Source organism: Rhodococcus sp. 2G (genome assembly GCF_001886355.1).
GTDB classification, from domain to species: domain Bacteria; phylum Actinomycetota; class Actinomycetes; order Mycobacteriales; family Mycobacteriaceae; genus Rhodococcus; species Rhodococcus pyridinivorans.
In genome coordinates, this window is sequence record NZ_CP018063.1 from 4680746 (window position 1) to 4695221 (window position 14476).

Genomic DNA, 14476 nt, shown 5'->3' on the forward strand with positions numbered 1-14476 from the left:
CGTCGGGACGGCATCAGCGTGGTCGGAACTGTCCGACTTCCGAGCGCCGTCAACAGGATTTGGCCTCAATGCACCGATCGGCTGATGCGGTCGTCGTGACTTCCTTTGCGCACCTTCGGACAGAGTCTGGACACAGCTACCGAGGACCGGAGTGGGCGCGGGGCGGGCTCGATCGCCCGGGGCGGGACACGCCCGGATATGACCTGAACCACAGTGTGGCTAGGGTGACGGTCATGACGGAGAACACGACACGACGATGGGGCCTGACCGTCCCGCTCGACGGCATCCCCCTGCCCGACCAGCGACGCATCATCGAAGAGCTCCCCGATCTCGGGTACACGGACGTGTGGTCGTCCGAGGCCGGCGCTGCCGATGCGTTCACCCCGCTGACCCTCGCGAGCGTGTGGGCTCCCGGCCTGCGCCTGGGTACCGCGATCGTCCCCGTCTACACTCGCGGCCCCGCGACGCTGGCCATGTCGGCCGCGAGCCTCGCCGCCGCCGCACCCGGCCGCTTCGTGCTCGGGGTGGGCACCTCCTCCGACGTCATCGTGGAGAAGTGGAACGGCATCCCCTTCGAGGAACCGTTCAAGCGTGCCCGTGACACCCTGCGGTTCCTGCGTGCGGCGCTGGCGGGGGAGAAGGTCTCCGAGAAGTACGACACCTTCGCCGTCGACGGCTTCCGGGCCGGCGTCGTACCCGACCCGGCGCCGCCGGTGCTGCTGGCGGCACTGCGCCCGGGCATGCTGCGTCTGGCCGGACGTGAGGCCGACGGCGCCATCATCAACTGGCTGTCCGCCGACGACGTCCGCACCGTGGCGCCCTACGTCCACGAGGGCGGCGAGAACAAGGAGATCGTCGCGCGGATCTTCGTGCTCCCCGGCTTCGACACCGAGACCGCCCGCGCCATCGGCCGCCGCATGATCGCCGCCTACATGAACGTCCCCGTCTATCGGGCCTTCCACGAATTCCTCGGCCGTTCGGACGATTTCGCCGGCATGTGGAAGGCGTGGGCGGAAGGCGACCGCAAGGCCGCCCTCGAAGCGATCCCGGACCACGTGGTCGACGCCCTCGTGATCCACGGCGAACCCGAGGCCTGCCGCGAGCATGTGGAGCGCTACGTCGAGGCAGGTGTGACCACACCGGCCATCGCCCTGGTGCCCTCGGGCGATCCCGCACCGATGATCCGGGCGCTCGCCCCGCGCTGACGACCGGACGTCACGATTCGATGTCGGTGGTTAACGGCACCCGAGGGCGACGCGACAACTCCTGCAGATGCGCTGTGCAGGAGGCGAGATGGCCGAGCCGACGTCGAGTACGGACCCGAACACGATCGCTCGTGTGACCGTGGTTGCCGACGACGGAGTGCCGTTGGCCACCACGGTGACCGGATCGCGGGATGCGGGTCTGACCCTCGTGTGCCTGCACGGCCACTGCCAGGACGCCGCGAGCTGGGATGCCGTCTGTGAATCGGTGGACCTGCCGGGTCTGCGCATCGTCCGCTACGACCAGCGAGGACACGGTCGTTCCGGGACCGGCGACGTCACGGCGTGCACGGTCTCCGGGATGGCCGACGACCTCGACGCGGTGCTCCGGACCCTCGCGCCGGACGGACCGGTGGTGCTGGCGGGATATTCGATGGGCGGCATGGTCGCACTGTCCTACGTCCGTCGTCACCCTGACGCCGTCGGCGACCGCATCGTGGGTGTCGGCCTGTTCGCCACCGCAGCATCGGGACTCGCGGACGGCGGTATCGGACGCTATCTGCGGCATCCGGCCGCCTCCATCGTGCACCGGGCGGTGTCGCGTGCACCGCGCGTCATGGAGTTGTCGAAACGCGCCGGGGGCCGGGTGTGCACGGTTGCCGCACGCAGGCGCACGGAGGAATCGTGGCTGCGGGTGGTCGGATCGGCGCTGTCGAACGAGACCTCCGTCGTCACCTGGTCGCGACTGCTGGCCGACTTCGCGGTGCTCGACGAGTCCGCCGCCCTCGATGTGCTCGCCAGAGTGCCGGTGGTCGTCGCGGCGGGCACGGAGGACGTCTTCGTGCCCTTGTCGTTGTCGGAGATGATGACGGCGCGGCTGCCGCACGCGAACCTCGTGCGGTTCGTCGGTGCCGGTCACCGCGTGCTCGCCGACCGTCCCCAGGAGGTCGCCGGTGCGCTGTCGGATCTGCTCGGGCACGTGCGCGCCCTGGACCCCGTCGGCCTGGACCCTGTCGGCCTGGACCCCGTCGGCCTCGCTCAGCGCGAGCCGACGAGGGTCGCTTCCTGATCGGCGAGCAACTTCCGGGGGACGAGCGCGAGCACGAGCAGTGCCACGGCGACCGCGAAGCATGCGACGAACCCGACGTGGGGTGCGGCGAGCGAGATGACGAAGGGCACCGCGAAACCCAGATAGATCAGGCAGTAGAAGACGGCGACGGTCTGCGCCAGCTCGTCCGGCGGAGCGATGTGCTCGACGGTGACGAGACCGGAGACGAGCAGCATGCCGTAACCCCCGCCGAGAAGGACGGCGGTGACGAGGACGGCAAGCACCGATACCGGGCCGTCGACGAGCACTGCGACGCCGGCGGTCACGAAGCCCAGCACACCGAGACCCACCCCCGTCCAGACGCCACGGTCCTCACCGTGCCGGGTGATGCGCCGGGCCACGGGCTGGATCAACGCACCGGTGAGCAGGGTCAGGGCGGCGACCACGCCGGTGAACGCGACGGCCACGCTGTCCACGCGGTCCGAGACGATCGGCGGCATCGTGGCGAACGAGACGGTCGCGCATCCGAAGACCCACGGGGCCCACGGCACGACACCCCAGCGGAAGCGCGGGGACGACAGCGTCGACAGGCGCCACGAGCCCTGCACGGTGCGGGGCCGGTGGGCGTCGGGGACGGTCCACACCAGTACCAGCGCGACCACCATCAGAGCGATGTGCACGAGATAGGGCAGACGGTCGGGGGCGGGCAGCCACTGCGCGATGAGACCGGCGAACAGGGCGCCGCTGCCGAATCCCGCCGACAGTGAGACGGCGGCTCGGCGCGCTCCCACACCTGGACCTTCGCTCAGTTCCTTCATCCACGCGGTGCCTGCTCCGAACGCCATCCCGGATGCCAATCCGGCGAGGACCCGGCCGAGATACAGCAACGCCGGGATATCGGCGCCGAGAAGCAGGACGATCGACGACACGATGCTCACCGGGATCATCGCCCGGATCACCGGACGACGCCCGATCCGGTCGGCCACGCGCCCGAAGTAGAGCAGGGCGGGGATCAACCCGACGATGTAGGAGCCGAGCATGGCGGTGAACGAGTCGCTGCCGAGTCCCAGGTGGTCGCGGTAGACGAGCTGCATCGGAGCGAACTGATTGGCGCCCCAGCTCACCGCGAATACGGCGAACGCGAGACGAGCCCAGGACGGAATCATTCCCCGATCCTCTCAGGCCCGTTCCGGCGGGAAAGTATCAACTCTTCACACCGCGGCGACCGGCTTCCTGTGGAGTGTGGACGTAGGAGGGGCCCGGAGCCGGCCATAGCGTTCTCGTCGAACGCAGACCAAGGAGGGCCAGTGGCGGTAGACGGTCGATCCCCGACGCTCGACACCGAGCGCACCGGCACGTGGACCGGCGCCGACGCGCGGTCGATCGCCGCCGTGGTCCGCAACCGCCAAGTCACCGCCCGTCGGGTCGTCGAGGACCATCTCGCCCTGATCGCCGAGCAGAACACGCGCCTCAACGCGATCGTCACCGTCGCGGCGGAAAGTGCCCTCGCCGAGGCCGACGCCCTCGACCGACGCCTCGACCGCGGCGAGGTGGCCGGTCCGCTCGCCGGGGTGCCGTTCACCGTCAAGGACCTCATCGCCACCGCAGGCGTGCGCACGACGGCCGCCTCGAGGGCGCTGGCCGACAACGTCCCCGTCGTCGATGCACCGGCCGTCGCCGCGATGAAGGCGGCCGGCGCGATCCTCGTCGGCAAGACCAACACGCCCGAATTCGGGACCTCCGGGCTCACCGACAACGAGATGTTCGGACCGGCCGTGAACCCGCTCGGCAGCCCCGAGTCGCCGCGCTCACCCGGCGGATCCAGCGGGGGCGAAGCCGCGTCGATCGCGTCGGGCATGAGCGTCCTCGGATTGGGCACCGATTTCGGCGGGTCCGTGCGCTGGCCCGCGCACTGCACCGGCCTGTGCTCGATCCGCCCCACCGTCGGCCGGGTGTCCGCGGACGGCCAGTACCCGGGGGTGCTCGTCGGTGATCATGTACGTGCCAATCCGACGACGGTGCACGGCGCGCTGCAGACCGTCGGGCCCATGACACGGAACCTCGACGACCTCGTCCTCGCCCTGCGCATGATCTCCGAACCGCACGTCGCGTGGACCGACCCGGCGACCGTCGACGTCGACACGCTGACGATCACCTGGGCGCCCGGGGAGGGCACCGTGCCCGTCGACGACGAGATCGAGGACGTCGTCCGCGAGAGCGCGCGGCGCCTCGGTGCCCGTGAATACCGCGGGTCGGCCCTGGTAGAGGGGAACGAGTTGTTCGGGCGGCTGAGGGCCACCCAGACCCACGCCGACATCGACGCGCTGGCGAGGACCGACCGCTTCGGTGCTGTCATCCGCGACCTGCTGTCCACGGCCGGTCGCGCCGAACATCGGGAGGTGGAGGGCCTCTGGGCGTGGCGCACCGCGCTGATCCATCGCCTGCTCGACGAGATGGGCGACGTGCTGGTGCTGCCGGTCGCGTCCATCGGGGCGCCTCCGCTCAGCGACGATCGTTTCGCTGTCGGCGACCGGCTGCTCACCTGGCAGGAGGCACTGGCGAGCTGCCGCACGATCAGCGTCACCGGCCTCCCGTCCGTCGTCGTCCCTGTCGGGCGGACGAGTGACGGCATGCCCATCGGCGTGCAGGTCGTCGCGCGCCCCTTCCACGACCACGTCGCGCTGGCCGTCGCCGCGCGTCTGTGACACACCGGTAAGGAGACCGCTGTGCGGGACATTCTCGACGAGCTGTCGCGATGGTTCGACGACGGTGAGACGTTCGCGCTCGCAACCGTCGTGCGCACCTGGAAGTCGTCGCCGCGCGAACCCGGCGCCGCGATGGCCGTCTCGCGGTCGGGCGAGGTGGTGGGCAGTGTCTCGGGAGGGTGCATCGAAGGCGCGCTGTACGACATCGCGGGTGACGTGCTCGCCGACGGGCGTGCACGGACCGAGGTCTTCCGCGTCACTGACGACGACGCCTTCGGAGTGGGTCTGACCTGCGGCGGCACCATCGAGGTGTTCGTGCAGCGGGTCGATGCCGCGACCTATCCCGAGTTCCCCGAGGTGGCACGGCGGATCGGGGCTGGAGAGCCGGTCGCCGTCGTTACCGATCGGGAGTCCGCCGACCATCGTGTGGTCACCCTCGACGGGGACGACGGCACCGACGTCGGGGACGAGGTGCGCCTGCGCCTGTCCTACGGCGATTCGGAGGTCTATGTCGACGAGGGGCGTGCGCAGATCGTGGCGATCTTCGCGCCGCGACCGCGGATGTACGTCTTCGGTGCCATCGACTTCGCGTCCGCCCTGTGCACGCTGGGGAAGTTTGCCGGTTACCGCGTGACGGTGATCGACGCCCGGCCCGTCTTCGCGACGCCCGCCCGATTCCCCGACGCCGACGAGGTCGTGGTGGCGTGGCCGCACGTCTTCCTCGAGTCGGCGCCGATCGACCCCACCACGGTCGTCGCGGTGCTCACCCACGACGAGAAGTTCGACATCCCACTGCTCGAACGGGCCCTCCGCTGCGAGGCCGGATACATCGGGGCGATGGGCAGCCGCTCCACGCACGAGCGCCGGGTCGCCCTGTTGCGCGAGGCCGGTCTGTCCGCCGACGAACTGGGACGGCTGCACTCGCCGATCGGACTCGACCTCGGGGCGCGCACCCCGGAGGAAACGGCCGTGTCGATCTTCGCCGAGGTCCTCGTGAGCACGCGCGGTGCCACCGGACGCAGCCTCGCGACACTGCGCGGACCCATCCACCGGGTCCCGGCGGGACGTGCTGCCCGACCTGCGGCTTGTCCGCCTGCGATTGACGGTGTTGCCACAGCCCTCTAATGTCACGTGTCTCCCACGCAGGGGTGAACGACTGGCAGGTGGACGGGTATTGCTGTGACGGTGCGCAAGGCTGAGAAACCGGGGCCCAGCGCAGCCGAACCGGATCGCAGCGCAGCCGATCCGGAGGACAGCGCAGCGGTCGCATTCGAACCCTGCCCGCTCACGGACGTCGTCTCCTCGGGCTTCCTCGTCGCACCGACGGTGCTCGCCGGTGACGTCTCCACGGCGCGAGCCGTCACCGGGGTCGCGGTGATGATGCTCCCCGAGATCGGTCCCTGGTTGCGTCCGGGACTGCTGCTCGTCACCTCCACCACCGTGCTCGCGCGACTCGCCGTGCCGATCGCCGACTTCCTGGCGCGGCTGGACCGGAGCGAGGTCTCGGCTCTGGTGGTCCGACTCGACACCGGACACCCGCTGCCGCAGGGTCTCACGGACGACGTTCCCCTCCCTGTGCTGACGACGCCGGAGGAGGTCGTCGCGGATCACCGTCTCGCGCGGGATCTCCGCGACATGGCCGTCGCTCAGGTGGAAGCGGTCTTCGAGGCGGATCACCTCCGTCGCGGGCTGCTCGAGATCGTCATGGCGGGTGGTGGGCACAGGGCGCTCGCCGAAGGCATCTCGCGCCGGCTCGACGGGGCGGTTCTGATCACCACGCCCGACGGACGCCAGACCTACAGGGCCGGAAAAGAGTCCGATCTCGCCTGGCTGTCCTCGACGGCGGCTGTCGACGCGACTGGCCGGGTGCGGACCGATTCGATCGAGGGCGGGCTCGGTCTGCACCGATTCGGCAACGAGTACGTGGCGATCGCCGCGATCTCCGCCAATGGCATAGACCACGGCCGGCTCGTGTTCTTCTGTCCCGCACGCGATCTCTCCGCGCCGGATCTGTATCTCGTGGAGCAGGCGGCGACGGTGTGTGCGCTCGTCGTCAGTCGTGAACTCGCAGTGTCGGCGGTCGAGGAGAAGCACCGGGCCAACTTCGTCCGGGACCTGTTGCGCGGCCGCGCCGGTGAACCCGAACAGGTGATCGTGCACGCCCAGATGTTCGGCTGGAATCTCGACCGCCCGGTGGTGGTGGTCGCCGTCGAACCCGATCGCGTGGACGACGATTCCTCGGCGGCACCGGCGCGACTGCCCGTCGTGGAACGGCAGGCCCGCGCGTTCGCGGGTGCGCTCGCCGGCCGCGATTCCGGAGCGTCCGTCACGGCCCTGGCGACCGAGACCGTCGTGCTCATGGGTGAGGGCAGCGACACGATGACCCTCGTGCACGAACTCGTCGCCCAGGTGCGCGGAGCCGGTGGGGGAGGACGTCGCCCGTTCGGTGTGGGGGTCTCGCGTGCGTCGTCGTCCACCGACGACCTGCCGGTGCTCTACGCCCAGGCGCGCACGGCACTCGAAGTGGGGCGCAAGATCTCCGGGCCGTGGGCGGTGACCCATTTCGACGATCTGGGTGTGTACCGGTTGCTGAGCCTCGTCGAGGACACCGAGGAACTCGAGTCGTTCGCGCGCGAGACGCTCAAGGAACTGACCGACGGCACGGCCGAGGCGCAGGACATGTGCCGTACCCTCGAGGTGCTCCTCGCCACCAACATCAACATCGCAGAAGCCGCGCGCCAGTTACATTTTCATTACAACACTCTGCGCTATCGTGTGGCGAAACTCGAAAAGATCCTCGGTCCCTTCACCGAGCAGCCCGAACTGCGGCTGGACCTTTCGCTCGCCCTCAAGATCATCGCGATGCGCGGGATCGATTCCTGACGATCAACCACCGATCTTGCCAATTTCGGAAGGTCGCTCCTGGCAGATTCCTCCCACGCCGGGCCGGAGCTGCTCCGTTAGCGTTTGCGGCTACCGAAGTACACGTGTGATCGGCAACACAGGCGTAACGATCCACGTGAACGCTATCGGCACCCACACTCTGCTGAAAGGTCCGATATGCCCATCTGGACAGTGCACGGAGACGGCAAGAACATAGAACCGGGACAGGTCGTGGCGCCGATGGAGCGCCTGAGTTGGGGCCGCACCATCGGCCTGGGCGGCCAGCACGTGGTGTCGATGTTCGGCGCCACCTTCGTCTTCCCCATCATCATGGGACTCAACCCGCAACTCGCAGTCATGCTTTCGGGCTTCTGCACCCTGTTCTTCCTCGCTGTCGTCAAGGGCCGGATCCCCAGCTATCTCGGTACCTCCGCGGCCTTCGTCGGCGGCATCGCCGCGATCTACGCCCAGGGCGGCTCGCCGTCGGAGGTCACCGGTGCGATCATGGTCTCCGGGCTCGTGCTCGCCGCGATCGGTGTGGTGATCCACTTCCTCGGCGGCTCGCTGGTCTTCAAGATCCTGCCGCCGGTCGTCACCGGCGCGGTGGTCATGCTCATCGGCTTCAACCTGGCGCCGGTGGTGGCCGGTACCTACTGGCCGCAGGATCAGTGGGTCGCGCTGACAGTGATGATCGCGCTGATCGTGGGCAGTGTCGTGCTGCGCGGCTTCCTCGGCCGCGTCGCCATCTTCCTGGCATTGCTGTTCGGCTACGCACTGTCGTGGATCCTCGACCGGATCAGCGGACCGATCACCTCCTACGACGCCGGTGCCGACGCCGTCACCGAACACTTCCGCGTGAACTGGGACGGCGTCGCGTCCGCGCCGTGGTTCGGTCTGCCGCCGTTCACGGACGAAGCCGCCGGTGTCGTCGGCATCCATGCCCCGTCGTTCAGCCTCACCTTCATCGTGCTCGTGCTGCCCGGCGTCATCGCCCTGATCGCGGAGAACGCCGGACACGTCAAAGCGGTCGCCGAGATCACCAAGACCGATCTCGACCCCATGATGGGACGCGCGCTGGCCGGTGACGGTCTCGCCACGGCCCTCGCCACCGGTGTCGGCGGTTCCCCGACGACGACCTACGCGGAGAACATCGGCGTCATGGCCGCGACCCGCGTGTACTCGACGGCCGCCTACGCCGCGGCCGGTGTCATCGCGATGCTCCTCGGCTTCTCCCCGAAGTTCGGCGCGGTCATCTCCGCGACCCCCGGCGGCGTGCTCGGCGGCATCACCGTGGTCCTCTACGGCATCATCGGCCTGCTCGGCGCCAAGATCTGGAAGGAGAACGGCGTCGACTTCGGCGACCCGCGCAACCTCATGCCCGTCGCGGCCGGCCTGATCATCGCCATCGGCGACACCAGCCTCGAGTTCACCGACACGTTCTCGCTGAGCGGCATCGCGCTGGGCACCATCGTCGTGATCGGCCTCTACCACCTGTGCCGGGTCATCGCCCCCAAGGACATCGCACCCGAGGATCCCGATACCCCCTCCGATCAGGGAGAACCGGTCCGGACGGAGCCCGATCCCGACGGCGAGAGCGGCGCCGGGAGGCTGAAGGAGTTCGCGTGACCTCTATTACATCTGACATTGTCGACCGGTGAGCTTTGTCACTTCTCCACGAAACGCCGATCACACTATGCGGGCAGGATCTGTTCAATGAAACCGTCGCCACTCACCTATCACCGACCGCGGTCGATCGATGAAGCCTGCGAGATCCTCGCGGGGGTCGCGCACGAGGGCAAAGTGCTCGCCGGCGGCCAGTCACTGATTCCGCTGCTGTCGATGCGCCTGGCGGCACCGGCTCACCTCGTCGACATCGGCTCGATCCCGCGCCTCGACGCGATCTCCGCTTCACCGGAACTCGGCGTCACCTTCGACGCTCTCACCACCCACGCAGCGCTCGAATCCGATTCGACGGTCGCGCAGGTCCAGCCCCTGCTGGGCCGCGCGCTCCGGTTGGTCGCACACCCGACCATCCGCAATCGCGGAACGACCGTGGGATCGATCGTCCACGCCGATCCGTCCGCGGAGATGCCGGCCGTGCTGTCGCTGCTCGGGGGAACGCTCACCGTTCGCTCCGTCCGCGGAGTCCGGCAGATCCCCGCCGCCGAGCTGTTCGCCGGGCCGCTCGAATCGACCCTCGAGGCCGACGAGATCGCCACCAGCGTGATGGTGCCGGCTGCGCGGCCGGGCACCGGCACCGCCATCGACGAGATCGCACGACGCCACGGCGACTACGCCCTCGTCGGCGTGGTCGCGCAGGTGGAGGTCGAGGACGGCGCGGTGACGTCCGCCCGGATGACCTACGTCTCCGCGGGAGAACTCGGGCAGGTCGTCGACTACACCGACATCCTGCGCGGAGCCTCGGCGCACGACGAGCGCGACCCGCTCTGGCAGCAGGTCGCGGAGAAGGCACGCGAGACCGTCGAGACGGAGGCGGACATCCACGCCACCGACCGCTACCGGTCGCAGCTGGTGGCGGCACTGACCGGCCGTGTCGGCTTCGCGGCCGCGCAGGACGCGATCCGCGACGACACACGGGTACCGATGCACACGGGAGGAAGTCGATGACGAGCTCGATCCACAAGGGTGGTCGCGATGCCTCGCGGCGGACCGTCGCCGAACAGGTCGACGAGCTGCAGGCGGAGACCGGCGAGCACCACGTCGCCGTGACCTTCACCCTCAACGGCGTGACGCAGACCGTGGTGCTGCCCTCGCGCACGCTGGCATCGGACGCGATCCGTCATCACCTCCGCCGGACCGGGACCCATGTGGGATGCGAGCACGGTGTGTGCGGCGCGTGCACGGTGCTGCTCGACGGCAAGCCGGTGCGGTCGTGCCTCGTGCTCGCTGCGAGCCTCGAGGGCCGCTCGGTGACGACGGTCGAAGGGCTCGTCGAACCGGACGGCACCCTGCATCCCGTGCAGGAGGCGTTCGTCGACTGCCACGGTCTGCAATGCGGTTTCTGCACACCGGGATTCGTCACCACGATCGCCGCCTTCCTCGAGGAGAACCCGTCGCCCACCCACGAGGAGGCGACCGAGGCGATCGCCGGCAACCTCTGCCGGTGCACGGGCTACCAGAACATCCGGGCGGCCGTGCTGCGCGCCGCCGAGATCAAGCGCGAACGGTCCGGAGGCTCACCGCTCGGCCCCGACAGCGAGGCGGCACGCGCCTCGCTCGACGCCAAGGTCCGCGGCGCCACCGCTCCGGTCGGAGGAAAGGCAGGACGAGCATGACCAGCGTCTCCGATTCGCCCGTCTCCACCTCGGTCTCGACGAGCACGGCAACCGACCTCGCCCCCGCCGACATCGGTGGTGCCACCGAGTCGGGCAAGTCGTTCGGCAAGCCCATCCCGCGTGTCGAGGACAACCGGCTCGTCAGCGGTAACGGCCGCTATCTCGACGATCTCGGGCACGGCGCGCTCGCCGCGGCCTTCGTCCGGTCGCCGCACGCGCACGCCCGCATCCTCGACATCGCCGTCGATGCGGCTCTCGAACTGCCGGGCGTGCACGCCATCTACACCTACGACGATCTCGAGGCCGACTCGCCCGAGATGGCCGAGAATCTCCCACTGCTCATCCCGCACCCCGCGATCACCGCTCCGCGCAACGGATATCCGCTCGCCAAGGACGAGGTGAACCATGTCGGCGAGGCGATCGTGATGGTCGTGGCCGACAACCGGTACATCGCCGAGGACGCCTGCGCGCTGATCGACATCACCTACGAGGCCCTTCCGGCCGTGGTCGGTGTCGACACCGCACGCAACGCCGAGCACGTCGTCCATCCGGATGTGCCCGACAACGTCGCGGCGCACCTCCAGCACGGGTTCGGCGACATCGAGGCGGAACTCGCCGCGGCACCGCACACGTTGACCCTCGACCTCGAGATCGAACGTTCGGCGTCGATGCCGATGGAGGGCAAGGGCGTCTACGCCCGCTGGGACGACGACGAGAAGGTGCTGACCTTCTGGACGTCCACCCAAACCTCGACGTCCGCCCGTGCTGCGATCGCCGCGCGACTGGGCATGGCGCACAACAAGGTCCATTGCATCGCCCCCGACGTCGGTGGTGGTTTCGGTGTGAAGATCGTCCACCCGTGGCCCGAGGAGGTCATGGTCACCTGGGCCGCCCGCAAGCTGGGGCAGGCCGGGATCTCCAGCGAGGTCAAGTGGGTCGAGGACCGGCGCGAACATTTCATCTCGAGCGCCCACGAGCGCGGGCAGGTCCACGAGGTCACCGTCGGGTTCGACGACGACGGCAGGCTGCTGGCCTTCGACTTCTCGATCTGGCACGACAACGGCGCGTACCTGCCGTACGGAATCATCGTGCTGCTCAACACCTCCACCCAGGTGCTCGGCCCCTACAAACCGCGCGCCTTCCGGGTGGACGCCTATTCGCTGTACACCAACACGGTCATCGTCACGCCCTACCGCGGCGCGGGACGACCCCAGGGCGTGTTCGCAATGGAGCGGGCGATGGACGCCATCGCCAAGTATCTCGGCAAGGACGTCCTCGAGGTCCGCGAGACCAACTTCATCCGCCCCGAGGAGATGCCCTACGACTTCCACCTGATCTTCCAGGACGGCCGTCCCCTCATCTACGACACCGGCGACTACCAGGCCGGAATGGACAAGCTCAAGAAGCTCATCGGCTGGGACGAGTTCGCCGAGTACAAGGAACGTGCCCGCGCCGAGGGCCGCCGCGTCGGAATCGGTGTTGGAGCGTACGTCGAGGGCACGGGACCGGGCCCGTACGAGGGCGCCCACGTGCTCATCGAGACCTCGGGCAAGGTCAAGGCCGCCACGGGCCTGACCACCCAGGGCCAGGGACACCAGACCTCCTTCGCGCAGATCGTCGCCGATGATCTCGGTGTGCCGGTCTCCGATGTCGAGATCGTCACCGGCGACACCCGCCGATTCGGGTACGCGGTCGGCACGTTCGCCTCGCGCGGTGCCGTGATGTCCGGATCCGCCTTCCACGTCGCCGCGCAGATGGTGGCGGAGAAGGCGAAGAAGATCGCCGCGGACCACCTCCACGCCGACGTCGCCGATCTCGAACTGCGCGAGGGGCACGTGTGCGTGGTGGGCACCGAACCCGGCGCGGAGGGCACCTCGATCCCACTCGGTGTCGTGGCCGTACTGTCGAACCCGCTCCGCTACGCATTCGACGACGCATCCCGTCGCGCAACGGGATTCGCGAACGCCGAGACCGACATGTCGGTGCCGCCCGTCCTCGAGGGTGAGCAGCCCGGCCTGGAGGCGACCGGCTACTACTCGCCGCCCACCTCGACGTTCGCGTCGGGAATCCACGCGGCGATCGTCGAGACCGATCCCGTCACCGCCGAGATCCGGGTGCTCCGGTACGCGGTGGTGCACGACTGCGGCAACGTCATCAACCCGCGCATCGTCGAAGGCCAGGTGCAGGGCGCGGTTGCGCAGGGCATCGGCGGCGCACTCTACGAGAAGATCGTCTACGACGAGCACGGGCAGATGCTCAACGCGTCGTACATGGACTTCCTCATGCCGTTCGTGACGGAGATGCCCGACTCTCTCGAGATGGACCACACCGTCACCCCGTCCGCACTCAATCCCCTCGGGATGAAGGGCGCCGGTGAGGCCGGTGTCATCCCGACCTCGGCGGTGATCGCCGCGGCCGTCGAGGACGCGGAGGGTATCCCGATCACCAGCATGCCGATTTCCCCCTCGGAGTTGTTCGAGCTGCGTCTGACCCACGCGGCGTCCCGAAACAAGGAGAACGAATGAGAATCGCCGGTACCGCGCAACTGCAGGCACCTCCCGACGTGGTGTACGACAGCCTGCAGGACGGCCGTGTTCTCGCGGCGACGATCCCGGGCGTGCAGTCGCTCGAGCAGATCAACGACAACCACTACAAGCTGTCCATCACCGCCGGAGTAGCCTCCATCAAGGGCACCTACGACGGGGAAGTGGTTCTGTCGCAGCAGAATCGCCCCGAATCGTTCGTTATGACGGCATCGGGATCCGGTGCCCCGGGAACGGTCAAGGCCGATGTGACGGTGCGTCTCGAAGAACGCGACGGCGGCACCGTGCTCACCTACGACGCGGACGCGGTCGTCGGCGGCATGGTCGGTGGTGTCGGACAACGGATGATCACCGGTGTCGCCAAGAAGATGGCCGGTGTGTTCTTCAACGGCATCGACGGTGTGATCGCCGACGGTCTGCCGGCGGCGCCGAGTGCGGCCGAAGCCGAAGTTGTCGCGGGCGTGAACGGAGCCGAGGTGGCCGAGGTCGCCGAGGGTGCGGGTGTGAAGACCACCGCGCTGCCCGTGGCCGCTGCGTCCGCTGCACCGGTACCGGCCGGAACACCTTCGGTAGCAACCGTTCTGCTGTCCGCGGGAGTGGGCGCCGGTATCGCGCTGGCGGGCGTCGCCCTGGGAGCGATCCTCGCCCGACGCTGACCTTCTCGTCGAATCTCCACGGCACCCCCGGGCCATCACGGCCCGGGGGTGCCGTCGTCTGCAGGTGGCAGGTGCACGAACCCCGAACTCCAGGCGACGAGTTCGGCGAGATGTGACAAAGAAACACCGCCGCTCAGGGGGTG

Annotated in this window: 11 protein-coding genes; 10 read left to right on the forward strand and 1 reads right to left on the reverse strand. The window is 68.8% G+C overall.

Translation table 11 applies throughout. The features are described 5' to 3' along the window. Positions 1-233 precede the first annotated feature (233 nt). A complete protein-coding gene (locus BO226_RS22225) occupies positions 234-1205 on the forward strand; it encodes an LLM class F420-dependent oxidoreductase (protein ID WP_019290753.1) in 972 nt (323 codons plus the stop codon). 133 nt (positions 1206-1338) lie between these two features. Next, complete coding sequence (locus BO226_RS22230; RefSeq protein WP_232238012.1) at positions 1339-2271, forward strand: alpha/beta fold hydrolase; 933 nt, start codon at positions 1339-1341, stop codon at positions 2269-2271. Here the strand turns inward: BO226_RS22230 and BO226_RS22235 are convergent. Continuing rightward, on the reverse strand, positions 2241-3416 hold the full coding sequence (locus BO226_RS22235) for an MFS transporter (RefSeq protein WP_024102183.1): 1176 nt from the start codon (positions 3414-3416) through the stop codon (positions 2241-2243). The two genes, BO226_RS22230 and BO226_RS22235, sit on opposite strands and share 31 nt — an antisense overlap. A 141-nt stretch (positions 3417-3557) precedes the next feature. Between BO226_RS22235 and BO226_RS22240 the strand changes: the two genes are divergently transcribed. The 8 genes from BO226_RS22240 to BO226_RS22275 all read left to right on the forward strand — a co-directional run bounded on the left by BO226_RS22240 (position 3558) and on the right by BO226_RS22275 (position 14333). Next, complete coding sequence (locus tag BO226_RS22240) at positions 3558-4955, forward strand: amidase (protein WP_024102182.1); 1398 nt, start codon at positions 3558-3560, stop codon at positions 4953-4955. Between the two features lie 21 nt (positions 4956-4976). Further along, a complete protein-coding gene (locus BO226_RS22245; RefSeq protein WP_006551033.1) occupies positions 4977-6080 on the forward strand; it encodes an XdhC family protein in 1104 nt (367 codons plus the stop codon). Between the two features lie 54 nt (positions 6081-6134). After that, on the forward strand, positions 6135-7838 hold the full coding sequence (locus BO226_RS22250; RefSeq protein ID WP_071936093.1) for a helix-turn-helix domain-containing protein: 1704 nt from the start codon (positions 6135-6137) through the stop codon (positions 7836-7838). Positions 7839-8015: 177 nt separating this feature from the next. Further along, on the forward strand, positions 8016-9464 hold the full coding sequence (locus BO226_RS22255; RefSeq protein WP_006551031.1) for a uracil-xanthine permease family protein: 1449 nt from the start codon (positions 8016-8018) through the stop codon (positions 9462-9464). 87 nt (positions 9465-9551) lie between these two features. Further along, positions 9552-10466 (forward strand): FAD binding domain-containing protein, encoded by a 915-nt coding sequence (locus BO226_RS22260; protein WP_071936094.1) that lies wholly within the window; start codon positions 9552-9554, stop codon positions 10464-10466. Then, a complete protein-coding gene (locus BO226_RS22265; RefSeq protein ID WP_071936095.1) occupies positions 10463-11134 on the forward strand; it encodes a (2Fe-2S)-binding protein in 672 nt (223 codons plus the stop codon). Before BO226_RS22260 ends, BO226_RS22265 begins: the two co-directional genes overlap by 4 nt. After that, entirely contained in the window at positions 11131-13659 is a 2529-nt protein-coding gene (gene cutA / locus BO226_RS22270) for an aerobic carbon-monoxide dehydrogenase large subunit (protein ID WP_071936096.1), read from the forward strand. Before BO226_RS22265 ends, cutA begins: the two co-directional genes overlap by 4 nt. Further along, entirely contained in the window at positions 13656-14333 is a 678-nt protein-coding gene (locus BO226_RS22275; RefSeq protein WP_006551024.1) for an SRPBCC family protein, read from the forward strand. The genes cutA and BO226_RS22275 overlap by 4 nt, the downstream gene beginning before the upstream one ends. Positions 14334-14476: the final 143 nt, after the last annotated feature.

Excerpts from the sequence above, each read along its gene's own strand:
- BO226_RS22225 (WP_019290753.1), top strand. The coding sequence starts at position 234 with ATGACGGAGAACACGACACGACGATGGGGCCTGACCGTCCCGCTCGAC.
- BO226_RS22235 (WP_024102183.1), bottom strand. The coding sequence starts at position 3,416 with ATGATTCCGTCCTGGGCTCGTCTCGCGTTCGCCGTATTCGCGGTGAGC.
- BO226_RS22255 (WP_006551031.1), top strand. The coding sequence starts at position 8,016 with ATGCCCATCTGGACAGTGCACGGAGACGGCAAGAACATAGAACCGGGA.
- BO226_RS22260 (WP_071936094.1), top strand. The coding sequence starts at position 9,552 with ATGAAACCGTCGCCACTCACCTATCACCGACCGCGGTCGATCGATGAA.
- BO226_RS22265 (WP_071936095.1), top strand. The coding sequence starts at position 10,463 with ATGACGAGCTCGATCCACAAGGGTGGTCGCGATGCCTCGCGGCGGACC.
- cutA (WP_071936096.1), top strand. The coding sequence starts at position 11,131 with ATGACCAGCGTCTCCGATTCGCCCGTCTCCACCTCGGTCTCGACGAGC.
- BO226_RS22275 (WP_006551024.1), top strand. The coding sequence starts at position 13,656 with ATGAGAATCGCCGGTACCGCGCAACTGCAGGCACCTCCCGACGTGGTG.